General features: G+C 51.5%; 24 protein-coding genes and 2 pseudogenes. 10 read left to right on the forward strand and 16 right to left on the reverse strand.

Features of this window, described 5'->3' with window-relative positions; genetic code table 11:
• Positions 1-26 precede the first annotated feature (26 nt).
• Entirely contained in the window at positions 27-470 is a 444-nt protein-coding gene (locus MWH02_RS09640) for a DUF417 family protein (RefSeq protein ID WP_217548333.1), read from the reverse strand.
• A 351-nt stretch (positions 471-821) separates the two neighbouring features.
• Between MWH02_RS09640 and MWH02_RS09645 the strand changes: the two genes are divergently transcribed.
• Positions 822-1892 carry an ABC transporter substrate-binding protein gene (locus MWH02_RS09645; RefSeq protein WP_271460473.1) on the forward strand — a complete coding sequence of 357 codons (1071 nt, stop codon included), beginning with the start codon at positions 822-824 and terminating at the stop codon, positions 1890-1892.
• Positions 1893-1985: 93 nt separating this feature from the next.
• On the opposite strand, the gene MWH02_RS09650 is transcribed toward MWH02_RS09645, so the two are convergent.
• Positions 1986-2774 carry a sulfite exporter TauE/SafE family protein gene (locus tag MWH02_RS09650; protein WP_271460474.1) on the reverse strand — a complete coding sequence of 263 codons (789 nt, stop codon included), beginning with the start codon at positions 2772-2774 and terminating at the stop codon, positions 1986-1988.
• A gap of 117 nt (positions 2775-2891) precedes the next feature.
• On the opposite strand from MWH02_RS09650, the gene MWH02_RS09655 reads away from it, so the two are divergent.
• Positions 2892-3662 carry an AraC family transcriptional regulator gene (locus MWH02_RS09655; protein WP_271460475.1) on the forward strand — a complete coding sequence of 257 codons (771 nt, stop codon included), beginning with the start codon at positions 2892-2894 and terminating at the stop codon, positions 3660-3662.
• A gap of 119 nt (positions 3663-3781) precedes the next feature.
• Here MWH02_RS09655 and MWH02_RS09660 read toward each other — a convergent pair whose 3' ends face one another.
• The gene (locus tag MWH02_RS09660) at positions 3782-4660 is read right to left on the reverse strand and encodes a LysR family transcriptional regulator (protein WP_271460476.1); all 879 of its coding nucleotides are present in this window, start codon (positions 4658-4660) and stop codon (positions 3782-3784) included.
• A gap of 122 nt (positions 4661-4782) precedes the next feature.
• Here MWH02_RS09660 and MWH02_RS09665 point away from each other — a divergent pair, with 122 nt between their 5' ends.
• Positions 4783-5634: a Vmh family MBL fold metallo-hydrolase gene (locus MWH02_RS09665; RefSeq protein ID WP_271460477.1), complete on the forward strand. Its 852-nt coding sequence runs from the start codon at positions 4783-4785 to the stop codon at positions 5632-5634.
• 126 nt (positions 5635-5760) lie between these two features.
• Complete coding sequence (yddG, locus tag MWH02_RS09670; protein ID WP_271460478.1) at positions 5761-6648, forward strand: aromatic amino acid DMT transporter YddG; 888 nt, start codon at positions 5761-5763, stop codon at positions 6646-6648.
• 160 nt (positions 6649-6808) lie between these two features.
• Here yddG and MWH02_RS09675 read toward each other — a convergent pair whose 3' ends face one another.
• Positions 6809-8011 (reverse strand): FAD-dependent oxidoreductase, encoded by a 1203-nt coding sequence (locus tag MWH02_RS09675; RefSeq protein ID WP_271460479.1) that lies wholly within the window; start codon positions 8009-8011, stop codon positions 6809-6811.
• 54 nt (positions 8012-8065) lie between these two features.
• Entirely contained in the window at positions 8066-9001 is a 936-nt protein-coding gene (locus MWH02_RS09680; protein WP_271460480.1) for an AraC family transcriptional regulator, read from the reverse strand.
• 111 nt (positions 9002-9112) lie between these two features.
• Here MWH02_RS09680 and MWH02_RS09685 point away from each other — a divergent pair, with 111 nt between their 5' ends.
• Positions 9113-9946, forward strand: a complete 834-nt coding sequence (locus MWH02_RS09685) for an oxidoreductase (protein ID WP_271460481.1) — start codon at positions 9113-9115, stop codon at positions 9944-9946.
• A gap of 102 nt (positions 9947-10048) precedes the next feature.
• Here the strand turns inward: MWH02_RS09685 and MWH02_RS09690 are convergent, their stop codons facing one another.
• Together MWH02_RS09690 and MWH02_RS09695 are read right to left on the reverse strand one after the other, a co-directional pair.
• A complete protein-coding gene (locus tag MWH02_RS09690) occupies positions 10049-10375 on the reverse strand; it encodes a helix-turn-helix domain-containing protein (RefSeq protein WP_101761582.1) in 327 nt (108 codons plus the stop codon).
• Positions 10368-10751: a type II toxin-antitoxin system RelE/ParE family toxin gene (locus MWH02_RS09695; RefSeq protein WP_271460482.1), complete on the reverse strand. Its 384-nt coding sequence runs from the start codon at positions 10749-10751 to the stop codon at positions 10368-10370. The genes MWH02_RS09690 and MWH02_RS09695 overlap by 8 nt, the downstream gene beginning before the upstream one ends.
• Before the next feature lie 274 nt (positions 10752-11025).
• Here MWH02_RS09695 and ycgZ point away from each other — a divergent pair, with 274 nt between their 5' ends.
• A complete protein-coding gene (gene ycgZ, locus MWH02_RS09700; RefSeq protein WP_110866812.1) occupies positions 11026-11277 on the forward strand; it encodes a regulatory protein YcgZ in 252 nt (83 codons plus the stop codon).
• A 117-nt stretch (positions 11278-11394) separates the two neighbouring features.
• Positions 11395-11685: a hypothetical protein gene (locus tag MWH02_RS09705; RefSeq protein ID WP_101761585.1), complete on the forward strand. Its 291-nt coding sequence runs from the start codon at positions 11395-11397 to the stop codon at positions 11683-11685.
• Between the two features lie 199 nt (positions 11686-11884).
• On the opposite strand, the gene MWH02_RS09710 is transcribed toward MWH02_RS09705, so the two are convergent.
• The 4 genes from MWH02_RS09710 to MWH02_RS09725 form a co-directional block, all read right to left on the reverse strand.
• Positions 11885-12235, reverse strand: coding sequence for a DUF3147 family protein (locus MWH02_RS09710; protein WP_222233881.1), 351 nt, complete (start codon positions 12233-12235; stop codon positions 11885-11887).
• 26 nt (positions 12236-12261) lie between these two features.
• Positions 12262-13125 (reverse strand): substrate-binding domain-containing protein, encoded by an 864-nt coding sequence (locus tag MWH02_RS09715; RefSeq protein ID WP_217548363.1) that lies wholly within the window; start codon positions 13123-13125, stop codon positions 12262-12264.
• A 122-nt stretch (positions 13126-13247) separates the two neighbouring features.
• On the reverse strand, positions 13248-13889 hold the full coding sequence (locus MWH02_RS09720) for a LysE family translocator (protein WP_271460483.1): 642 nt from the start codon (positions 13887-13889) through the stop codon (positions 13248-13250).
• Between the two features lie 225 nt (positions 13890-14114).
• Positions 14115-14468, reverse strand: a complete 354-nt coding sequence (locus MWH02_RS09725; RefSeq protein WP_271460484.1) for a DUF1428 domain-containing protein — start codon at positions 14466-14468, stop codon at positions 14115-14117.
• Between the two features lie 178 nt (positions 14469-14646).
• Between MWH02_RS09725 and MWH02_RS09730 the strand changes: the two genes are divergently transcribed.
• Positions 14647-15333, forward strand: coding sequence for a RipA family octameric membrane protein (locus tag MWH02_RS09730; protein ID WP_101761782.1), 687 nt, complete (start codon positions 14647-14649; stop codon positions 15331-15333).
• 38 nt (positions 15334-15371) lie between these two features.
• On the opposite strand, the gene MWH02_RS09735 is transcribed toward MWH02_RS09730, so the two are convergent.
• The 5 genes and pseudogenes from MWH02_RS09735 to MWH02_RS09755 form a co-directional block, all read right to left on the reverse strand.
• A complete protein-coding gene (locus MWH02_RS09735; protein ID WP_271460485.1) occupies positions 15372-16805 on the reverse strand; it encodes a 6-phospho-beta-glucosidase in 1434 nt (477 codons plus the stop codon).
• Positions 16806-16823: 18 nt separating this feature from the next.
• A complete protein-coding gene (locus MWH02_RS09740; RefSeq protein ID WP_271460486.1) occupies positions 16824-18332 on the reverse strand; it encodes a PTS transporter subunit EIIC in 1509 nt (502 codons plus the stop codon).
• A 117-nt stretch (positions 18333-18449) separates the two neighbouring features.
• Complete coding sequence (locus MWH02_RS09745; protein ID WP_271460487.1) at positions 18450-19208, reverse strand: MurR/RpiR family transcriptional regulator; 759 nt, start codon at positions 19206-19208, stop codon at positions 18450-18452.
• Between the two features lie 158 nt (positions 19209-19366).
• Positions 19367-19849, reverse strand: coding sequence for a glutathione peroxidase (locus tag MWH02_RS09750; protein WP_101761592.1), 483 nt, complete (start codon positions 19847-19849; stop codon positions 19367-19369).
• 94 nt (positions 19850-19943) lie between these two features.
• Positions 19944-20207: pseudogene (locus MWH02_RS09755) on the reverse strand (MFS transporter); the annotation flags it as partial.
• A 7-nt stretch (positions 20208-20214) separates the two neighbouring features.
• Here MWH02_RS09755 and MWH02_RS09760 point away from each other — a divergent pair.
• A pseudogene (locus MWH02_RS09760) lies at positions 20215-20295 on the forward strand (hypothetical protein); the annotation flags it as partial.
• 391 nt (positions 20296-20686) lie between these two features.
• On the forward strand, positions 20687-21835 hold the full coding sequence (locus MWH02_RS09765) for a glycosyltransferase family 4 protein (protein ID WP_271460488.1): 1149 nt from the start codon (positions 20687-20689) through the stop codon (positions 21833-21835).
• Positions 21836-22161 lie beyond the last annotated feature (326 nt).

Below are 22161 nucleotides of genomic sequence, written 5' to 3' on the forward strand. Positions count from 1 at the left end.
AGTAAACATGCGTTATAGAGTAGCTGTTAGAGGTTGTTTTTCCAACGGATTAAATCGCGCTTCAGTAACGTCAGACCAATCGCCACCACCATAATATCTTTAAAAATAAACGAATCGAGTCCGCCTAACTGCGGTAACAGACTTAAGGTAACTAACCCGGTAAGTATCAACAATCCAGCGCCGATCATACCTAACAGTGGACGTTTAAAGCCTGCGATGAGCAGAATAACCGTCGTCATCTCTACTACGCCCAGGAAATAGCTGCTGCCATGGAGACCGAGGAAGTAGGGAAATATACTCAGCCATGTTTTTATAAATATGGGTTCCAGCGCCTGAACTTCGAATTCAAACCACTTCGCCACACCAAAAACCAGGAAAATAATAATCACCGATAATCGCAATACCATCGGTTCTTTGCTCGCGAGGAAATGGACCACTCGTGAAGTACAGACTTGATTAGCTGTTGTCATAATAAACTCTCCAGTGATTTATGCAGCCAGCTCAATAAGAAATGAGCTGGCATAAAGTCATGGTTCATGATCTCGATTACATCTCAACGCTGTCGTAATAGGTAGCGGGCGCTGACACATCTGCTGCGTCACGGGCCGTCCTCGCGCCGCCGGTCCGTCAGGCAGACGAGCGAAGTGAAGGTACCGCGCAAGCGGCGCGAGGACCGCTGGACCAAAAGTGACTTCGGCCTGCGCACTCGTCGCTGGCTTAACTGACAAACATGAGGCCATGTATTGTGATGTTAAAAACAGCCATATCTCCGCTCACTTAATCGCTATATACTCCGGTGCATATCGAATTCAGGAGCTTTTATGCATACCTCTCTTAAGCGGATTATTCTGGCGGAATTACTCACTCTCACCTCGTTTCATAGCTATGCCAGCCGCATCGTCACCGATCAAATTGGTCGTCAGGTGGAGATTCCGGACAGGATTGATCGCGTAGTGGTGCTGCAGCACCAAACTCTGAACCTGCTGGTGCAGCTCAACGCCACCGATAAAATCGTCGGGATTTTGGCGAACTGGAAGCAGCAGTTAGGTGAGGGTTATGCGCAATTAGTGCCGGAACTGACGCACAAAGCGATGCTCGGTGATTTGACGCATGTCGATTTGGAAAAGCTGGTGGCGCTGCATCCGCAGGTGGTGTTTGTCACCAACTATGCGCCGAAAGAGATGATCGACCAGATTTCTGCCCTGGGCATTCCGGTACTGGCGATTTCACTGCGTCACGATGACGCCGGTCAGCAAGGCAAAATCAATCCCAGCATGCAGAATGAAGATCAGGCTTACGATCTCGGTATTAAGGAAGGGATCACGCTTATCGGCAAGGTGGTTAATAAGCCAAAGCAGGCGCAGGCGCTGATTGATGCCGCCTTTGCCGGGCGCAAAATGGTCAGCGACCATCTGAAAAATCTGCCTGAGCAGCAGCGCGTGCGCGCCTATATGGCGAATCCCGACCTCACCACCTACGGCTCGGGCAAATATACTGGCTTGATGATGGCGCATGCGGGCGCATTGAATGTCGCTGCCGCGACCGTGCAGGGTTTCAAACAGGTCAGCATGGAACAAGTAGTGGCGTGGAACCCGCAGGTAATCTTCGTGCAGGATCGCTATCCCAACGTGGTGCAGGAGATCCAGCAGGATGCGCGCTGGCAAACCATTGATGCGGTGAAAAATCATCGGGTGTGGCTGATGCCGGAATACGCCAAAGCGTGGGGCTATCCGATGCCGGAAGCGATTGGCCTCGGAGAGCTGTGGATGGCGAAAAAGCTCTATCCGGAAAAATTCCGCGACATCGACATGCAGCAGCAGGCTGATCGCTGGTATCAGCGCTTTTATCGGACGCACTATCATGACAATGCTAAATATTCTGACAGCCGGTAGTTTGCGCGCGGCGTGGCCGGATCTGGTGGCGGCATTTATCTCTTCAGCCACAGCGCAGCTCATCTTGTACCAGCATGGCTTCCAATCCACGGTTTAAACCGCGATAGCCAACAACACCATGCACAACAGCAGCACATAGACACGCGCATGCCAGACATCGGGCACCGCCGGAATACAGCGCCGGGCAAACAGAATTCCTAAAAATCCGGCGACCACCAGCAGCAACAATATCTTCAGGCTGATAAAGCCGAGATAACCGCTGACGGGAATCTGCTGCCAGCCGCTGATGGCGTAAGTTATCGCGCCAAAAACGGCGACCGGCAGCGACAGCGGATTGGCCGCGCTGACGCAGTCGCGCATGGCATAACCATGACGCCGCAGCAGCGGCACGGTCATTACGCTGCCGCCAACGCCGAGCATGGCGGCGATCACACCAATCACTGTGCCGCCCGCGCTGACGGTCAACCGTGACAACCTTCGCGGTGCAGTGCGGCTAATGAAGCCTTTCCGCAGCAGGCAATCAGCGATAGTAACCACCATGTAAAACATAAACAGCCTGCGCACCCAAATGTCGCTCATCACGCCCGCCAGCCACGATCCCATCACCGCTCCGAACGCGATAAACCAAATTAGCGGCAACAAAGGAACATCATGCAATTTGCCCGCCCGCCAGTTTTGATAACTGGCCCAGCCGGCGTTGAAAATCATCACGGCGGTCGAGGTCGCCACCGCGATATGCATCGCCTGCGCCGCCAGTAACGGCTGCTGCAACAACAATTGATAGACAAACGGCACCACGACAAAACCGCCGCCAAAACCAAACAGCACCGTGGAGATGCCGGTAGCAAAACCCGCCAGCCCAATAATTAACAGCTCGTTCATCGCCTTTCTCTGCATCATGAAAAGAGTGATGCAGCTTACGCAGCAAGCTGCCCACTTCCCATTTGCGCAGCGCTCATTTACCCTTGCAAATCAGTCAATTTGCGGTGGATGTCGGGGATGCGAAATAGCCACATTGATGAATACGACCATATTGATCGTGACGTGGTGGCGCTGGGCAATGACTACGCGCAGAGATTTGTGCTGCCAGAGCATCGCCATCGCCGCGCACAGTTGCTGTATGGCGCAACGGGTTTGATGCACGTCGCAACGCAGGCGGGCGAATGGGTGGTACCGCCGCAGCATGCGGTGTGGATTCCGCCAAACACTGCGCACAGCGTGAAGTTTGTGGGTGTCTCGACGCGCAGTCTGTATATTGAGCCGTTTTGTGCGGCAGCTCTGCGTGAAAGCGATCGCTGTCGCGTCATCAGCGTCTCGCCGCTGCTGCGACAGCTATTGATTGAAGCCGTTAATTTACCGCTGTTATACGCATCCGATCGCGATCGAGCGCTGGTGCAGTTGCTGCTGCTGGAGCTAGCGGCGATGCCTGTAAGGGAATTTGATATTCCACTGCCGCAACATCCGGCGCTGTTGGCGCAATGCCAGAACTTCTTACAAGCACCAACCATTCACGACCCGGCCGATCGTTGGGCCAGCACACTGTTTATGAGTCCCAGCACCTTCCGCCGCCATTTCCTGCAGCAGACCGGTTTGTCTTTTTCCGCCTGGCGACAGCGCGCCTGCGTGGTGACGGCGCTGGCGTGGCTGGTGGCGGGCAAATCCGTTAACGACGTGGCGCTCTCGCTCGGCTATGACAGCAGCTCCGCTTTCTCCACCATGTTCCGTCGCGTCACCGGTCAGGCGCCATCATTTTACATCGACCATAACTGAGCAAAGTTTCACCACTCATTTGGCGATTTCAGGCTGAAATCGGCTTTCTGAGGATACGATCTCATGCATAACACACTGAAAATAATCTAATTTCTTTTGAAACAGATACGTGTCGAAATTCAGTCGGTTAACTGCTGCTGCACCGCATCTAAAAACGCCCGCAGCGCTGCCGGTTGCCGTTCGCGTGACATGTAGAGGCCATAGATCGCCAGCGTTTTTGGCTGATAAGCCGGCAGCACGGTTTGTAGCTGTCCATTGTCGAGGGCGTGACGCGCCTCCATTTCCGGCACCATCGCTAAACCGCAACCGGCAATCGCCGCATCACACAACACCGACGAGATACCGGCGCTGAAATTCCCGTGCACTGCCGCTGAGAGGGTTTCGCCCTGCGCATCAGAAAACTGCCAGCTCTGCCCGGCGAAATGGCTGTAATGCAGGCAATTATGCTGTACGAGATCGGCAGGCGTTTGCGGCGCACCACGCGCCTGCAGATAGCCAGGCGAGGCGCACACCACCGAAACACATTCGCCTAAACGTCGGGCAATGGCGCCAGGTTCGGGATCGTCGGTAATCCGCACCGCCACATCAATGCGTTCGCCGATTAAACTCACCGGTTGATTGTTGATCTCCAGTTCGATACGCACCGCCGGAAAACGCGCGAGAAATGCCGGAATTATCGGGCCCAGAATATGCGTGGCGGTGGAGTGCGCGCAGGCGACGCGCAAGGTGCCGTGCGGTTCGCTATCCGCGCCCTGCTCGGCAATCTCTTCAGCCAATCTCGCCAGCGCGCGCGATTTTTCGAGGATCTTCTCGCCAGCGGGCGTAATGGTCAGTTTGCGCGATGAGCGGTGCAGCAAACGTGCACCGGCCCACTTCTCCATTTCATCCAGATAGCGGCTGACCATCGGCCGCGAAATATCCAGCGCACGCGCCGCAGCACTTAAGCTGCCCAGCTCGCAAATACGGTTAAACACCGTTGCCGCCGTAACTCTGTCCATTTGGGCTCCATCTGATCGTTTTATGAAACTGATCATATCCAGTTTCGGGAATTCTACCAGCCAGCAATTTCTCTACAATAAAGCCCTCAAAGACGGCAAGGTGCCGGATAAAGGAAAATTCGATGAAAATGAAAACGTTGACGCTGGCATTGGCCTTTGCCGCCCTGCCTGCCTTCGCTGCGCCGCTCAATTTAGACGTGTATAACCCGCAGGAGAACGGCATTTTCCCGGTCTCTTCGACGCTGGTTTCTGGTCCGCACGAAGCGATACTGTTTGATGCGCAGTTCAGCACCAAAGACGGCGAAAAGCTGGTGCAGATGATCAAAGCTAGCGGCAAGAAGCTGACGCAGATTGTTATTACCTCCGGCGATCCTGATTTCTATTTTGGTCTGGAACCCATTGTTAAAGCGTTCCCGCAGGTGAAGATCGTGGCAACACCGGAGGTGGTACAACACATCGAAGCCAGTAAAGCCGCCAAGCTGGCATATTGGGGGCCGCAGATGAAGGACGGCGCACCAAAGCAGCTGTATGTTCCGCAGGTTACGCATGCCACGACGTTTAAAATTGATGGTGAAACGCTGGAACTGCGTCACGCCAATGATTACGCGGCTTACGTGTGGATCCCGGCGAACAAAGCGATTCTCGGCGGCACCGGTGTGGCTTCCGGCATTCACGTCTGGACCGCCGATACGCAAACGCCTGCCATTCGTCAGCGGTGGCGCAATGTGCTGAGCGAGATGCAAAAGCTGCAACCTAAGCAAGTGATTCCGGGCCATTATCTCGGCGAGCGCCCGGCGGGCGATGCGGCTGTTAGCTTTACCCTGAACTATCTGCAAACCTTTGAGAAAACGCTGCAGCAGCACAAAGGTTCCGCGCAGGTGATCGAGACCATGAAAGCCGCTTATCCGCATCTGCCGGAGGAGAGTTCATTGGATTTGAGCGCCAAAGTGAATACTGGCGAGATGAAGTGGTAATTGATGTTTCAGTGAGTGAGGTCGCCATAAAAGGCGACCAGCGTCGCAGCAGGAAATCGAGCAAATACAAAGCGCGTTTGATTTGATAGGATTTTGGCCCGAATTTGCGAAATAAGGTGGCGGGTCATGCCCCAAAAAAAGGCGACGCTGATTGGCATGCTGGCCATTCTGCTGTGGAGCGCGATTGTAGGACTGATTAAAAATGTCAGCGAAGGATTCGGCGCGGTAGGCGGCGCGGCACTGATCTACAGCGCCAGTGCGGTTTTGCTAATTTTCACCGTAGGCTTGCCAAAGTTGCGCACTTTTACGCGCAGCTATTTGATTATCGGCAGCGTGCTGTTCGTCTGTTATGAACTCTGCCTGTCACTCTCATTAGGCTTTACCCACAGCGGACGCCAGGCAATTGAAGTCGGCATGGTCAATTATCTGTGGCCAAGTTTGACCATCGTTTTAGCGGTGATAGTGAATCGACAAAAAACCCATCCGCTGATTGTTCCGGGCGTATTGCTGGCGGTTGCCGGCATTTGTCGCGTGTTGGGCGGCGACCAGGGTTTTTCATTCAGCGAAATCGCCCATAACGTGATGGATAATCCGTTGAGTTACGGCTTGGCGCTGAGCGGCGCGGTTATCTGGGCGGTGTATTGTGTGGTAACCAAAAAAATTGCTAACGGCAGCAATGGTATAACGCTGTTCTTTATCCTGACTGCGCTGACGTTGTGGCTGAAGTTTTTGCTCTCACCCCAGCCGCCGTTTGTGTTATCACCTGAAGTTTGTATCAGTCTGGCGCTTGCTGCGATGGCGATGGGTTTTGGCTATGCCGCATGGAATGTCGGCATTCTGCATGGCAACGTGACCATTTTGGCCGCCGCGTCTTACTTCATTCCGATTATCTCTTCGATTCTCGCCGCCTTTATTCTGCGCTCGCATCTGACCGTCGCCTTCTGGCAGGGCACCGCGATGGTCAGCCTTGGATCGCTGATGTGCTGGTGGTCAACGCGCGTGCAGCAAGCATAATGCTTATCCTGAGAACAAAATTAACTCGTTGATCATTTCCTGCACAGATCGCGATCTGTTGCTACTATAGCGACGTAACACACAGCAATGCGTTGCTACGAGAATTTCAGATTGGTAACGTTTACCTGGCCCGCGCTTAGCGGGCTTTTTTTTTTGCCGGTTATAAATAACGCGGCTTTTCGGTGCGGAATCCGAGGCCAATCAAGCGGCCAAACAGATGGCGCAGGAACGGAAAGCGGCTGATGATCTGCGGCACTTTACTTGGTGTGCTGCGTTTGCGCTTGTTGCTGCTCATTTTGATTTGCAGGAATTGGGTGGCGACGGTTGGGAACTGGCGGCGCTGCTGCACTTTTTGCAGATCGTGCAAGGCTACATTGCCCTGCTGCAGCGGTTTGGTCAGCATATTGGCTGCGGCCACCGCATCCTGAATCGCCAGGTTAACCCCCACGCCGCCAATCGGCGACATGGCATGCGCAGCATCGCCGATACAAAGTACGCCAGGTTTCATCCAGCGATCGAGTCGGTCAATGCGAATCGACAACAGCTTCAGTTTGTCCCACTCATCAACTTCCGCCATACGCTCTGCACTGAACGGAGCCACCTGAGCCATGGTGCTTTTCAGCGCACCCAATCCCGCCAGTTTTAACTCGTCTAACTGATTTTTCTGAATGGTGTAGCCGCACTGCCAGTAATCACCGCGATCAATGACGATAAAGTTTTGCTTCGGACCTTTATGACCCATGCCGAGTTGCGGATCGTCGGGATGTTTCTCAAGCCGAAACCACAATACATCGCGTGGCGCACCAAAGCTTTTTCCGGTTAATCCGGCTTTGGCTTTGACCTGCGAATTGCGGCCATCCGCACCTACCACTAAAGCGGTGCGTATGATGTGACACTCGTTACCCTGTAACGTTTTTACGCCACTGATTACGCCATTTTCATAAATAAAGTCATTAAATTCGGTGGATTGCAGCAGGGTAAACCCCGGAAATTCGGCGGCTTTTTTAGCGAGAAAGTTGAGGAAATCCCACTGCGGCATAAAGGCGATAAAGCGGCACTCAACCGGTAGACGTGAGAAATCGGCCATGGTGATCTCTTCACCCGCCACTTCCGCCTGCAGCTTCTCCGCGCGCTGGTGCGGCAAGGTGAGCAGCTCATCGAGCAATCCCAGCTGGCGCATGATCTCCAGCGTTGAGGGATGAATGGTGTCGCCACGAAAATCGCGCAGGAAGTCGGGGTGTTTTTCAATAACCACGGCGCGTAAGCCCGCGCGCGCCAGTAAATAGCCCAGCATTAATCCCGCCGGGCCGCCGCCAACGATACAACAATCCGCGCTTATCGCGTTTTCCTGTGCTACCTGCATCCTCTGCCTCACGCCAAAAATGATAATCGTTATCATTTATAGCATAACCTTGCGCTAATGTGATGAAACGAACGTCGAGGCCTGATGCGCCGGCGGCACGGCAAAGTTACGCTGCATGCGTTTGATCTCCTCGGCCGGCGGTAAACCGAACAGGCGTTTGAACTCACGATTAAACTGCGAGGCGCTTTCATAGCCCACCGCGTTGCTGGCCGCAGCCGCCGTCATCTCCTGACGCACCATCAACATGCGCGCCTGATGCAATCGCACCGACTTCACATACTGCATCGGCGGCTGATTGGTGATGCTTTTAAAATGGGTGTGAAAAGTGGGCACGCTCATGCCCGCCAGCGACGCGAGTTGCCCCAGCGTTAGCGGCTGCGCATAGTGCGCGTGAATGTGGCTCAGCGCTTTGCCCACTTTGCCAAATTGGCCTTGCAAGGTTAACGCCGCTCGCAGCGCGCTGCCCTGCGCACCGGTCAGCACGCGGTAATAGAGTTCACGCACCAGCGCTGGGCCGAGCATCTTCGCATCCAGCGGATGATTTAGCGTTGTGAGAAAGCGCAACACCGTCTCGCGCAACGTCTGGTCCATGGGGCTCGACATCATGCTCTGCGCCGCCTGGCACTCAAACACCACATCTTGCTGCTCCAGCTGCAACAGCAATTCCGTCGCCACGCTGAAATCGAGATGCAGGTAAATCGCCAGCAGCGGATGTTCCGCCGATGCCGCGGTTTCCATGGTAAAAGGCACCGGTACCGAAACCGCCAGATAGTGCTGCTCATCGTAGAGATAAACCTGATCGCCAAAGAAGCCGCGTTTCGATCCCTGACAAACAATCACGATGCCCGGGTCGTATAGCACCGGCGTACGCGCCAGCGGCCGATCGGAACGCAGGATACGCACGTCCGGCAGCGCGGTGAGGTTGTAACCTTCATGCGGCGCTAACGTTTTAAGCAGTTTTACGGTTTGCTGCTGGAGCGTTTCTTTCATCGGATAACATCACATTCATAATATTAGGCAAGGATTAAACAAGATAAGGCCTTATGACCGTTTCAGCGCCAGAATATTATGCATCCTCTACTTTTTGAGGAGAAACCGCAAATGTCCAACGTTAAAACATTATTCATCACTGGCGTCAGCAGCGGATTTGGCCGCGCGCTGGCGCAGGTTGCGCTAAATCGTGGCTATCGCGTGGTCGGTACGGTGCGCAATGCTACGGCAAAAGCCGAGTTTGAAAATTTGCATGCGGAAAATGCCTTCGCCTATGAATTGGATGTCACCCATTTCGCCGCCATTGAGGCGGTAATTGCCGATGTTGAAACCCGCGTTGGCCCAATTGATGTGCTGGTGAACAACGCCGGTTACGGTCACGAAGGAGTGATGGAGGAATCATCACTGGACGAGATGCGCCGCCAGTTTGACGTCAACGTGTTTGGCGCGGTGGCGATGATTAAAGCGCTGCTGCCCTTTATGCGCCAGCGCCGTCAGGGCCACATTCTCAACATCACCTCGATGGGCGGTTTTATCACCCTGCCTGGCATCAGCTATTACTGCGGCAGCAAGTTTGCGCTGGAAGGGATTTCGGAAACCCTGAGCAAAGAGCTGGCGCCGTTCAATATTCATGTGACCGCCGTCGCACCCGGATCGTTTCGCACCGATTGGGCCGGGCGTTCGATGGTGCGCAGCGCACGCAGCATCGCCGATTATGATGCGCTGTTCGATCCGATTCGGCAGGCGCGTGAAGAGAAGAATGGCAAACAGTTGGGCGATCCGTTTAAAGCCGCCAGCGCGATGCTCGATGTGATCGAAAGCAGCAATCCACCGGCGCATCTGTTGCTGGGCAGCGATGCTTTGGCATTGGTGCGGCAGAAGATGGAATCATTTAGCGCGGAGATTGATCGCTGGGAAGCACTGACGCGATCGACGGATGGCTGATGGAATAATTGCGGTGATATTCAGGTGCGCATGAATGCGCACCCTATAAAATCTCGCCACGCTGACATTAATGGCGACCGATTTACCCTCAACTGACAGGCATTATTGCAGCACTTCCAACCCCTTTCGCTCGATAAGATTGAGCAATCGCAGTGCTGCTCCGTTAGGTTTTTTCTCTTCTCGTTCCCACTTCACTACCGTCCCCACTGACATGCCGACGTAGGCGGCCAGCATCGCCTGGCTCAGATTATAACGTTGACGTAACTGATTTATTTCATCTCCCGACATCATGTGCAGGACAGGTAGCGAAGCGCGCAATTCACGCAATCTCACACGAGAATCAATTTTTTCTTTTAGCTCATCGGTGACCACGCCAATTTCATTAAAATCCTTGGCGATCTCTTGTAAATCTTTCAGATGATTAACCATCACATTTTACCTCACGCATCTTGCCAGTATTGATGGCTACTTTTGCTTGTTCTGATGTCATTTCAAACAGTTGTTTGGCCACTTCCTTGTAGAGAGCGAGATCAGATTCAGATATCTCTCGACCACTACTTTTGAATGCGGATTTAGCATAGCCGTTGACGAAAAAAAGATGTTTTTCAGTTTTAAAGGCTACAACCGCCCGGGCCCCGCCACTTTTTCCAGCAACTAAAGGAATGCGCTTCTTGTAAACTCCCCCGCCGAAACTGGCTTCATAAATCCCTGCCATGACTTCCAGCGCCGCTTTGCATAATTTTGCACTATCGATAGCGTCACCTTTGGTGTTTCTATCGAATGGCTTTAAGACATAAATTGCCATGTGTTCCCTCCGTTCTTAATGAGGACTCTCCTTGTCCTGGCATGAAAACCTATTGTACTAAGTGCAATACATATACTCAAGAACAGCCTTCATCACTAAGCATTGTATGAAATACACTCAGCCTCCCTGACCTGTTCCTTAAGTGATTGTTAACAATAAATTAGCACTTTTGGCCAAATGACTAGGCAACTGATTCGCCATATTCCTGTACATATTAATTAAACTTGTATAAGTTTGATGGCTAAAGTTATAAGTCAACCTTGAGGATGGAACCATGCGTCAGGATCGTAACTTTTCCACAGCGTCGGAAGCTATTGCACGCTACTTCAAAGAAGCCTCTTTGCCTTCGCAGCAGGAAACGCTGGGGCAGATTGTGGTTGAAATCTTACGTTCAGGACGGACGTTAAGCCGTAAAACACTATGCACCAAGCTGCTGTGCCGTATGGAGCAAGCACGCGGTACTGAAGCGGAAATTCACTATCAGCAATTAATCGGCCTGATGTTTTCCGTAGAACGAGAAGCCTAAATCAGGCGCAGCTGGCCTGAGAATTAACCAAGTGGTTTCCGCCTCATTCAGCTACTGGTTAGACTGAATCCACTTCGTTATTTGCCGCAGGTCTGCCGCGGTAATCAGAGAGAATATATGTACAGAAGTGATGAAGAACGGCTCACCGACATCATCATGGGCGATGCGATTTTACAGTTGCTGAAAAAATCCGGCCCGGTTTCTACTCGCGCGCTGCTTGATAAATTGCGCGTGATGGCTTCGATTGAACGCGATCCGCCGCGCCAGCAAGCGCTGAGCCGTGCGATGTCGGAAGTGATGAATCATATCGAAACCCCGCAGCAGAGCGGAATAGCGATCAAAAACACCGATAACGTGACGCATATTTTCCGCAATCGTGACGGTTCAGGTAATGGAACCAAGCACTAAACGTTGGGCGAATGCTGGTTGATCCGCGTTCGCCCTTTTGTTTTTCAATGTAAACACATTACGCCTGTTTTCTTCGCGCGCCACCCTGGACCGGAAGGATCGCCTTTCGCCGAGAGCAGCCTGCTGACTCAGCTTATTCCTGAAATGCAGATGGATGCATTGCAAGATCGGATATTGGTGAAGCGTTATCCTAATAAACTTACACCAACTCAATACCAAAACGCTTGAGCAGCGTGGCCCAAAGCAGAAATAGCAAGATGGTGAGCACGCAACTCGCGATCAACGTCGGCCAGAATCCGAGGCGTTGATAGAGAAATGGAAAGGCGACAAACATCGGCAAGGTCGGCACCACATACCAGAAGGTGTACCACGCGTGACTGGCAATTTTGGCCTGACTTTGGCCTTCCAGCTTCATCCAGATCAGCACCAGCACCGTCACCAAAGGCAGTGCGGCAATCAGCCCGCCAAGGCGATCGCTACGCTTAGCCACTTCAGATATCAGCACCACCATGCCAGCGGTTATGGCGTATTTGGCGATGAGCCAGAGCATCCGATTATCCTTCCTGCTTAAGGCGATTAATGCCGAATCGCACATCCGCACTGCGACATTTCGCCCGGCACATGTTTGCCGTGATGTGAATGGCGCACCTGCAATTCGCCCTGCTGCCAGGCGTTACTGGTATCGGCACGGTTTTCCAGTAAACGATTCAGCGCTTCGGCCACCAGCAAATCCCGTCGCTGCGCCCAACTGGTGAGATGCCAGGTTGACGCGCGCGCCTCATCGACATCATCAAAACCCACCACCGCAACATGTGCGCCTTGCGCGAAGTCGCGCACCGCTTGTAACGCGCCGAACGCCAGCACATCACTTTCGCAAAACAGCGCATTGATGCGCTCGGCAGCGCGCGTTTTCTTCAAGTACGCCATCATTGCCTGATAAGCCAGTTCGCGATCGTTGCCACCGGCAGAGAGCTCGATATTCAGTTCTTTCTGTTCAGCTTGCAGGCTAGCGACAAAACCGTCCATCTGGCGCGCGGGTGCGCTATTTTCCTGACTGTGCATAAAGCCGAAACGTTGATGACCTTGCGACAGCAGCAGCAATCCCATCTCTTCGCCTGCGTCATAACCATCCGCAATCACAACGTTAGCATCCGCGCTGGCGCTGTGGCTGAGATGAACCGTTGCCGTCTGCGGCAGAATCTCGGCCGACACACTCAATTCATCGCTAAACAGCGAAGTCAGAAAAACCAAGCCGCCGACAGGAAGTTGCGCCGCATTACGCAGCGCGCTTTGAAAACTTTCGCGGGAATTCGCATTCAGCAGCAGCGTAATAAAACCACGCTCATTCAACTGGCGCGTGACTTCATTAAGCAGCTTTACGGTGTTGGGATTGATGAACTCATCGCTGACAATGCCGACGATATTAGAATTAACGGCCATGAAATGACTCTCCTGCAACTTAGCGTGCGGTAATTATTTGTAGGTAACAAAGTTAAGCATTCCACGTTACCCGAATAATCCGCGAGCGCCAATCGCTGGCCGTTGTTCCTAAGATGAATTTGTTAACGACGCGTCAGCGCCAGGCGTACGCCTAAACCGATAAAGGTGATGCCCACCACACGATCAAGCAATCTCTGCAACATCACATTGCGCGACACCGCGCTAGCCGCGCTGCCAGCAACCAGAGCAAATATCACGTCAGTCATTAAACCCACAACCGCATACGTCAGGCCGAGCAACAGAAACGAGCTGGCATGATGATCGCCATCAACTACCACGAATTGTGGAAAGAAGGAGATGAAAAACAGCAATACTTTTGGATTGGTAATCGATGTAATAAAACCGCGAATTAATAAGCTGCGCGTATTAGAGCGTGGAATTTCAGCCTGCGGTGTTTTCTCTTCTTCACGGCTAAAAAAAGTTCCCCACACCATTTTACTGCCCAGATAAATTAAATACGCCGCACCGATATATTTAATCACCGTAAATAAAAGTGGCGAAGCGGTAATTAGCGCCGTCAAACCGACGGCGCTGGCAATGGCATGCGTGCAACTTCCTAGCGCTACGCCACTCGCTGATATCACACCGCTACGTCGTCCATTCGCTACGCTTTGTCCTACGACATAAGCTAAATCCGGTCCCGGTGTAATACACAGCAGAAATACGGATGCGAGAAAAAGCGGAAAGTGCGTGATATCCAGCATAGTGACTCCTTGTAAAGGGTGAATAATTCCAGCACCTATCGTAGCGGCGCAATTAATTGCACACAATAGAAGTAAGAGACACACAATGATTAAAAAAATAGCGCAATAAATCGCGTAAGGCCGATCAATTAAGTACCGCATCAAATCACCGTACATTTTGTAGCGGCGCGAATTACCGCGCAATAAATTGCGCCGCTACGGTTCACTGCAGTTGCAAATACTCAACTACGCCTCCAGCAAAATCGCGAATCCGCCATAGATCATACGTTTACCATCGAACGGCATATTCTCGCCCATCTCTTTCATACGCGGATCGGACATCATTTTGGCATTGGCGGCGTCACGTACTTCCTGCGATGGGTATTCGATCCAGCTGAACACCACCGTTTCGCCCTCTTCAGCTTTTACCGCGCGATAAAAATCGGTCTGCGCGCCTTCGGGAACATCGTCTGCCCAGCACTCGACAACACGCGTGGCGCCAAACTCTTTAAACAGCGGTGCGGCTTTAGCCGCCATGGCACAATAATCCTCCTTATTAGCCTCCGGCACCGCTACAACAAAACCATCTACATACGACATAGCTCGTTACTCCGTCGTCATTTGCGCGGTCAGTAATAACCGCGCATTAATTGTATAAATGATGTGCAAGCTGAGCCGAAACAGAGATGAAAATTTGCGCGCTTACTCGCAGATTCTGCGCGCGCCAGACGATTTACGTTACACTGACGCCTTTGATCGTTACGTCACCGAGAAATCTATGCGCATCACCATTGAACCGGCCGATCAGCCGTTTATTCACCGTTTGTTGGGTGAAGAGATTGAGAGTATTGACACTGCATCCACCGATGCCACCTTATTACAGCAGGCGCTGCACAGCGCACGACAGCAGAAGAATCACGAAGCCGACCTCGACTGGCGCCGCAACGCGCTGTTTCTGCTACTTTTTGTATTTTTATATGCCGCACTCGGCGCGTCGTTAACGCTGGACCTCACGCCGCAGGCATCAAGCCATAAAAGCCTCGCTTACGCGCTGGAAGCGGTGCCGGTACTGATTGCTTTTTCTGGTTTATTCGTTTCGCTGCTGTACGTATTTCTGACTCGCAGCGGCGCTCGACGCTTGCGTAACTGGGAACAGGGAATTTTTGTGCTGGAGAAATACAGCGGCGCGAACTTCAGTCGGCAGATTAATGAAATGGGATCACGCACCACGGATTATTCGCAATCGGCAATTAACGTTGCGCTGGCGCTGTTTATTTGTGTGACCTGGGTGGTGATGTATAACTATTTCACGTTCACCACCAGCGGCGTGATTGGCAGCGTGATTTCACTGTTCATCACCACCATGACCTACGTGATTCTGGATATTCAGCTGCTGAAATCCAATTCATCCATCGCTATTGATGAACCGCTGATTCCAGTTGAAGACGAAAAAGAGAAGCCATAAGGATCTCAATGTGCGACATCCCTGTCGCACATATTTCGCTAGAGTTCTTCGCCGTTGCTGGCGATGACCCGGCGATACCAGTCAAAACTCTTCTTCTTCAAGCGGGAAAAATCTCCGCTACCATCATCGTTTTTATTTACGTAAATAAAACCATAGCGCTTGCTGTATTGGCCGGTCGTGAAAGATACGCAGTCAATACATCCCCAAGGGGTATATCCCATGAGATCGACGCCATCTTCGGTCACGGCTTTCTTCATCTGTTCAATATGCGCCCGCAGATAATCGATGCGGTAGTCATCATTGATCTCGCCCTTTTCATCCATTTTGTCGATGGCACCAAAACCGTTTTCCACCACGAATAGCGGCTTTTCGTAACGCTCATAAAGAATATTCAGCACATAACGCAGCCCAACCGGATCGATCTGCCAGCCCCAATCTGAAGCTTTAACGTGCGGATTCGGTACGCTGCCCTCAAAGCCTGAAAGCGCCGTCCCGCTGCCGGCATTTTCTTTACTGACCGCATTACTCATGTAATAGCTCAGCCCGATATAATCGGCACAGCCTTCCCGCAGGATCTGCGCATCATCGGCTTCCATTGCAATTTGGTATCCCTTGCGTTGCCATTCATTGAGAATATAAGCCGGATAATGACCGCGCATGTGCACGTCGCTGAATAGGAATCGCTCCCTCATCGCTTCCTGAGCATACATCACGTCATCCGGATGACAGGAAAACGGATAGAGCGGCACCATGGCGATCATGCAGCCAATTTGTAGTGCAGGATTAATTTCATGTCCCAACTTCACCACTTGAGCACTCGCCACAAATTGATGGTGCAGAACCTGATACATGCACTCTTCAGGATTAGGCTCGTGGGTGAAAATAACGCCCGAGCAGCAATAACCAAACAGTGGGGTTTTCCAGTTGCGCTGATTATTAATTTCGTTGAAGGTCATCCAGTATTTTACTTTGTGCTGGAAACGATTAATGACCACCGCGCTGAAGCGGACAAAGAATTCCAAAACTTTTCTATTTTTCCAGCCGCCATATTCGGTTACCAGGAAGTTTGGCATCTCAAAATGGGACAGCGTAATTACCGGTTCAATCCCGTATTTCAGCAGCTCATCGAATAGCGCGTCGTAAAAATGCAACCCCTCTTCGTTCGGCTCGGCTTCATCGCCGCGTGGAAAAATACGCGACCAGGCAATTGAGGTGCGGAAGCAGCGGAAGCCCATTTCTGCCAACAGCGCGATATCCTCAGGATAGCGATGGTAAAAGTCTGATGCCTCGTGATTGGCATAAAAGCAGTCATCCTGAATGTCGGCGGTGATGACGCGATCAACACCGTGCGCCCCGCTGGTCAGGACATCGACTATGCTCGGGCCTTTACCGCCTTTATCCCAGGCTCCCTCGACCTGATGAGCGGCAACAGCACCGCCCCACATGAAATTTTCTGGAAATGGCTTATTCATAATCTGTATCTCTATTTATCAGAGGGTGCCAGGCTGCGGCACAGAGCGAACGTCAGGTTGGCTGTTTTCTTGGAATCCCGCGACCCAAGAGAAAACCATGCCCAATATGAAGGCGACGAATATGGATACCAGGAAGCCGAGGAACTGCGTCATGTGCCCCTCTTTAAAGAACACCGGCAGGACGGCAATGCCGGGAATGCAGTAACTCCATGAAACCGCGTTGAAAGCCCCGGCGATCATGCCGCCGGCAGCGCCCGCCAGGCAGCCACAAATCATAGGTCGTTTAAGACGCAGAGCCACACCGTAAATGGCGGGTTCAGTGATGCCGAACAGCGCCGTTACACCCGCAGAGAGCGCCATGCGCTTAAGCTCAGCGTCTTTCGCCTTCAGGTATACGCCCAGCACCGCACCCGCCATACCGAATACCGCGGAGGCTTGCAGTCCGGTAAAGGTGTCGTAGCCCAGGGTGGCATAGTTACCGACGGTCACTGGCGTGATGCCCCAATGCACGCCCAAGGTAACCAGTGGCATCCAGAAGGCACCCACCACAAATCCGGCAATGGCAGGACTGAGATGATAAAGGGTGTTATAGACGCCACCGATGGCGCCGCCGATCATATTGCCGATCGGACCGAATGCCAGAAGCGTGAACGGAACCATGATGGCGAGGCAGAACATGGGCGTGAACAGGTTGCGTATCACCATCGGAAGCAGGCGCTCGAAGAAACGCTGTACATACGACATGCCCCACACCATCAAAATAATGGGGATTACCGACGAGGTGTAACTCAAATACTCTACCGGCAGCCCCATAAAGGTCAGCGGCGCGGCATCAAGCGGAATGCCAGCGATCTGCACCATCACCCTTGAAATCTCGGGATTTTCAACCGCGCTCTTCATCAAAGCCTGCACTGCGGGATCGGCTGAGTTGGCGGTAAGGATTTTGTTGGCCGTCAACATATTCAGGTAATCCGGCGACACCAGCGCGCAGGCGGAGATAACCGCTGTGAACGGATTGACGTTGAATTTTTTGGCGGCGGTAAACGCCACCATCACGGGCAGGAAGGTAAAGCCGGTCCACGAAACGAAGTTAAGGATGCGATAAGTGCCGCTTGCCGGATCCATTAGGTCGATGGCGGTCAGCAGCGAAATGATGCCCTGCAGCACACCGCAGGCTGCCAGTGGATAGAGAAAAGGCGCAAATATGCTGGAGATGATATCCATAATGCGGCTAACCATACCGACACTAGGCGGTGGTACCGCTGTACTTTCGTCGATAGTGAGTAGATTCTGCACTTCGCGGTAAGCATCACCAACGTGATTACCAATCACCACCTGCATCTGGCCGCTGGCCTGCATCGCGGTGATAACGCCTTTTACCCGCTTTAGTGATTCAACCTCGACCAGAGAATAATCTTTCAGCACAAACCTCAGACGTGTAGCGCAATGTGTCACACTTATCACATTATTATCGCTACCTATCAGTCTAACGATCTCTTTCGCAGAATCCGCATAATCTATTGCCATGGTTTTCTTCCATTGCCAGAGGGAATTCAGCCCGTCAGGAGCGGACTAATTCCGGCAATGTTAGAAAATCATCCCGGCAATGTCACGAGGTCACAATATGTTATAACGGGTCGCTAATTACAAAAATGTCACACCGCGTGACATATCGCTGACATTATTCACCACCAGCTTTCTGCCTATCGATTCAAGAATAAAAATGACCGGAACCTGAGTGGTAATATCGTATTCGCTTTCAATCAAAATGCGAGAAACATGGTAAGGAACAATAAAGTCAGAAAGTTTTGCCAGTGTTGAATCCGGATTGCAGGTAATAGAAATCACTTTGCACTTGTGAATAACAAACTGCCTGGCAAGCTTCAATATTTCGGGAGTTTCGCCAGAGACAGAAAGCACGATAGCCACTGAACTCTGCACCATATCGGTACTCACCGGATAATAGGGATCATCAATGTGATTACTGAACTTGCCTACATTAGAGAAGAAACGCGCACCATACCTGCCAAGCGTGCCAGAGCTGCCTGCGCCAGCAAAGAACACCCGTTCGGCATCACGAACGTATTGAGCCGCCTGATTGATCATCTCATCAAATTCATCGTTTCTGATGCTTTTGAAAAAGGTCAATATTTCCTCAGCTCCATGAGGAATCAGTAATGTGTTATTTTTGTTCAGGTGCAACTTCATACTGGCTTTGAGTTCTGAGTAACCTTTGAAGTCCATTTTTTTACAGAATCTCAGAACAGTCGCGGTAGATACGCCAGAATTATCAGCTAGCTCTCTTATCGTCATATAAATAACGGCATTGATGTTTTTAATAATGTAATTATGCACGCTGCTTTCGAGGGCATTTAAGGTTGATAGTTTTCTGGCGTTAAACATCTATTCAAACATCCTGACGATTCAATTATGACGCTTATCATGTCACAAACCGTGACATCTGAGGGATGTTTAACGAGTAAACCCGCGCGGCAAACCAAAAGAAATTGTATTAATTGTGATAGCTCGCACAATTTGGATCAAGCATGGCGGAATGCATATTAGTTTTCCAGCGCAGTAAGGATCGTCGCTTCCATTTTTTCTGGTTTGGTGATCGGTGCAAATCGCTTGATCGGTTTGCCGTCGCGTCCGATCAGAAACTTTGTGAAGTTCCATTTGATCCGCCCGCCCAACACACCGGGTAATTCGGCTTTCAGGTAGCGAAACACGGGGTGCGTTGCGGCGCCGTTAACCTCGACTTTCTCGAACATCGGGAAGCTCACACCGTAGTTGATGAGGCAGGTCTGCGCGATATCATCGGCTCCGCCAGGTTCCTGCTTGCCAAACTGATTGCAGGGGAAACCCAATATCATCAGCCCATTGTCCGCGTACTTCTTGTAGAGCGCTTCAAGGCCTGCATATTGAGGAGTAAATCCACAATGGCTGGCGGTATTCACCACCAGAACCAGCTTCCCGGCGTAATCGGCCATAGAGATGGGCTGGCCTCGCAAGCTGATGGCATTAAGTTGATGAAAGGTGGTCATGTATCAATCCTCAGAGCAGAATCAGTTCGGCATTAAAGACGGTGCTTTAATCAGCGGCCTCTGCGCCTTATTCTATGATTAAAGCGCCTGCGATTCATGTTAGACGTGATGTGTGAAAAGTCATGACTACCGCACCAAGAAGTAATAAACCACTCAAGCCGAAAGCACTTTGCCAACCCAGACTGTCGAAAATCAAACCCCCAACGGTTGATCCAAGCGCAATGGAGAGTTGGATGACAGCAACCATCAGACCACCACCTGTCTCTGCATCTTCGGGTAGCGTCCGCGCGAGCCATGTCCACCATCCGGTTGGCGCGGCTGTCGCAAGCATTCCCCACAGGCTCAGCAAAACGGCAACGGTTACTCTGGAAGCGTCATTTCTCTATTATCCGCATCGCAATGTGTCACCCGCTTTGCGCGCGGTTATTGATACATTGAGAATTTAAAAGGTTTTCAATGGAAAATATGTATACCTGCCAATATCATCATCTCTCTCATTCGCCCACTGTTAATTAATCCTGAAGTAAATAAAGGCTTCTTAGCAACCTGAAACTTTAATCAGCATTGGCACTCTCCCTCCCGACGTTTTCTGGAAATCGATTAAACATCAGCAAATACACGTATTTTTGCTGTTTGGCCGTGCATAATTTGACATGTTGGGAAGCGTCGCAAAAAGCAGATTTTGCTCTGGTATCAACAGTCTGAATAACCATGATGAATTCAGATCTTATCTGAAAAACCATAGCCTACATAACCCAAATACTTTTTTATCCTCTTAATAACGAGGACATTTAAATTAATTCTGTTAATTTTTTGCACTCGCCAGCAGGGGGAAGAATGAAGATTATCGTCGGTGGAAACGGCTACCCAGAAAAGAGAAACATCATTACAGACCCTTCAAATCGCTATCTGGATTACCGTCCCAGAAATATCTGGACCTGGATCAACGTTATAAGGCGGCGCTTATTGCATAAAAATAAACTGTTTATTTTTCGACCGCTGCCCCTGATGTCTTCAGGTGATGCGGACATTATCCACCTTTTTAACGAAGTTTCTTCGGGGCCAGGCGACTGGGTAGCGACCTTTGAAACCGAACTGCCCCGTGTTCTTCCCGTTGAGGGAATACCCAAATTTGCCAACCCCGAGCTGGCGCGGGAACTCCGGTACGTCTGCTCTCCGCGCTGCAAAGGTATCATCGCTATCTCAGAAGCCACACGTCAGATCCAACTGCGGCTGCTGGAACATTTCCCCAGGGAGCAGGCTATCATCGGGCCCAAACTGCACGTACTGCATCCCCCGCAGCCGGTACTGCAGGAAAAAAATGCTCTGGTTGAAAGAGGTCCGCTGAATTTTACCTTCGTGGGCAAGGAGTTCTATCGCAAAGGAGGGGCAGAAGTTGTGCTAGCCTTTAGCCAGTTATTAAGGGAAAACCTGATAAGTGTGAACGACGTACGCGTAAATCTGGTTGGTGATCCTGGCAAAACGCATAACGTGGCTCACCAGGCGTTCCAGGATGATGACGCATTTAGAAGAAGCGTGGAGGATACACTTCGTGAATGCCCTCTATTCCAGCACTATACGTCGCTGACCAACGACGCGGTACTGGCGTTGATTAAGACCTCTGATGTCGGGCTGCTGCCCACATGGCAGGAGACATACGGCTTTTCCGTTCTGGAAATGCAGGCCTGCGGCTGCCCGGTAATAACGACGAATGTCAGAGCCTTGCCGGAAATCAATCCGGAAAATGCCGGCTGGCTGATTCGCTGTCCACTGAATAGCATGTCGGAGCTGACGGTTGGATCGCTCAACGATAAAGCCGCACTGAGAAGCACCATCGTTTCTCAGTTAAAAGCCCACATTTTACATATCTTAAGCGACAGAAAAATTGTCAAAGTGCGCGCTATACAGTCAGTCGCTCGCATACGTAATGAACACGATCCTATGGAGTTCAGAAATTACCTGAGTGCGATATACAGGGGGTTTTGAGCCAGACAAATAAAGAAATTAACCGTTTTCTGTATGGGTATTGTTCACATTGCTCATACGGATAACCTGCCCTCCCAACATTTCGGGCATTCTTAACTGGAAAACAGACCTTTCCGCCACTATCATCAGCTCACTTATTCACCCACTGATAACTAAGGAGGATTACTATGCCACTGTGTGAATTGTTTATTTACTCACACTTCTACAGTAATTGGCCGCGTTCAGGCATTTCCGCACTCGTGCTGCGATAATCCGTCCTGAGCGAAGTTAACTGAAAATCTAATCCCTTCCTCCGGCTTACCGGGTTGTCGTCAGCGATTTCTGAC

It is taken from the genome of Pantoea leporis, from assembly GCF_028048155.1.
Lineage (GTDB): Bacteria > Pseudomonadota > Gammaproteobacteria > Enterobacterales > Enterobacteriaceae > Pantoea > Pantoea leporis.

Bases quoted from the DNA above. Each gene is read 5' to 3' on its own strand.
- MWH02_RS09640 (WP_217548333.1), bottom strand. From the start codon at position 470: ATGACAACAGCTAATCAAGTCTGTACTTCACGAGTGGTCCATTTCCTC.
- MWH02_RS09645 (WP_271460473.1), top strand. From the start codon at position 822: ATGCATACCTCTCTTAAGCGGATTATTCTGGCGGAATTACTCACTCTC.
- MWH02_RS09650 (WP_271460474.1), bottom strand. From the start codon at position 2,774: ATGAACGAGCTGTTAATTATTGGGCTGGCGGGTTTTGCTACCGGCATC.
- MWH02_RS09655 (WP_271460475.1), top strand. From the start codon at position 2,892: ATGCGAAATAGCCACATTGATGAATACGACCATATTGATCGTGACGTG.
- MWH02_RS09660 (WP_271460476.1), bottom strand. From the start codon at position 4,660: ATGGACAGAGTTACGGCGGCAACGGTGTTTAACCGTATTTGCGAGCTG.
- MWH02_RS09665 (WP_271460477.1), top strand. From the start codon at position 4,783: ATGAAAATGAAAACGTTGACGCTGGCATTGGCCTTTGCCGCCCTGCCT.
- yddG (WP_271460478.1), top strand. From the start codon at position 5,761: ATGCCCCAAAAAAAGGCGACGCTGATTGGCATGCTGGCCATTCTGCTG.
- MWH02_RS09675 (WP_271460479.1), bottom strand. From the start codon at position 8,011: ATGCAGGTAGCACAGGAAAACGCGATAAGCGCGGATTGTTGTATCGTT.
- MWH02_RS09680 (WP_271460480.1), bottom strand. From the start codon at position 9,001: ATGAAAGAAACGCTCCAGCAGCAAACCGTAAAACTGCTTAAAACGTTA.
- MWH02_RS09685 (WP_271460481.1), top strand. From the start codon at position 9,113: ATGTCCAACGTTAAAACATTATTCATCACTGGCGTCAGCAGCGGATTT.
- MWH02_RS09690 (WP_101761582.1), bottom strand. From the start codon at position 10,375: ATGGTTAATCATCTGAAAGATTTACAAGAGATCGCCAAGGATTTTAAT.
- MWH02_RS09695 (WP_271460482.1), bottom strand. From the start codon at position 10,751: ATGGCAATTTATGTCTTAAAGCCATTCGATAGAAACACCAAAGGTGAC.
- ycgZ (WP_110866812.1), top strand. From the start codon at position 11,026: ATGCGTCAGGATCGTAACTTTTCCACAGCGTCGGAAGCTATTGCACGC.
- MWH02_RS09705 (WP_101761585.1), top strand. From the start codon at position 11,395: ATGTACAGAAGTGATGAAGAACGGCTCACCGACATCATCATGGGCGAT.
- MWH02_RS09710 (WP_222233881.1), bottom strand. From the start codon at position 12,235: ATGCTCTGGCTCATCGCCAAATACGCCATAACCGCTGGCATGGTGGTG.
- MWH02_RS09715 (WP_217548363.1), bottom strand. From the start codon at position 13,125: ATGGCCGTTAATTCTAATATCGTCGGCATTGTCAGCGATGAGTTCATC.
- MWH02_RS09720 (WP_271460483.1), bottom strand. From the start codon at position 13,889: ATGCTGGATATCACGCACTTTCCGCTTTTTCTCGCATCCGTATTTCTG.
- MWH02_RS09725 (WP_271460484.1), bottom strand. From the start codon at position 14,468: ATGTCGTATGTAGATGGTTTTGTTGTAGCGGTGCCGGAGGCTAATAAG.
- MWH02_RS09730 (WP_101761782.1), top strand. From the start codon at position 14,647: ATGCGCATCACCATTGAACCGGCCGATCAGCCGTTTATTCACCGTTTG.
- MWH02_RS09735 (WP_271460485.1), bottom strand. From the start codon at position 16,805: ATGAATAAGCCATTTCCAGAAAATTTCATGTGGGGCGGTGCTGTTGCC.
- MWH02_RS09740 (WP_271460486.1), bottom strand. From the start codon at position 18,332: ATGGCAATAGATTATGCGGATTCTGCGAAAGAGATCGTTAGACTGATA.
- MWH02_RS09745 (WP_271460487.1), bottom strand. From the start codon at position 19,208: ATGTTTAACGCCAGAAAACTATCAACCTTAAATGCCCTCGAAAGCAGC.
- MWH02_RS09750 (WP_101761592.1), bottom strand. From the start codon at position 19,849: ATGACCACCTTTCATCAACTTAATGCCATCAGCTTGCGAGGCCAGCCC.
- MWH02_RS09765 (WP_271460488.1), top strand. From the start codon at position 20,687: ATGAAGATTATCGTCGGTGGAAACGGCTACCCAGAAAAGAGAAACATC.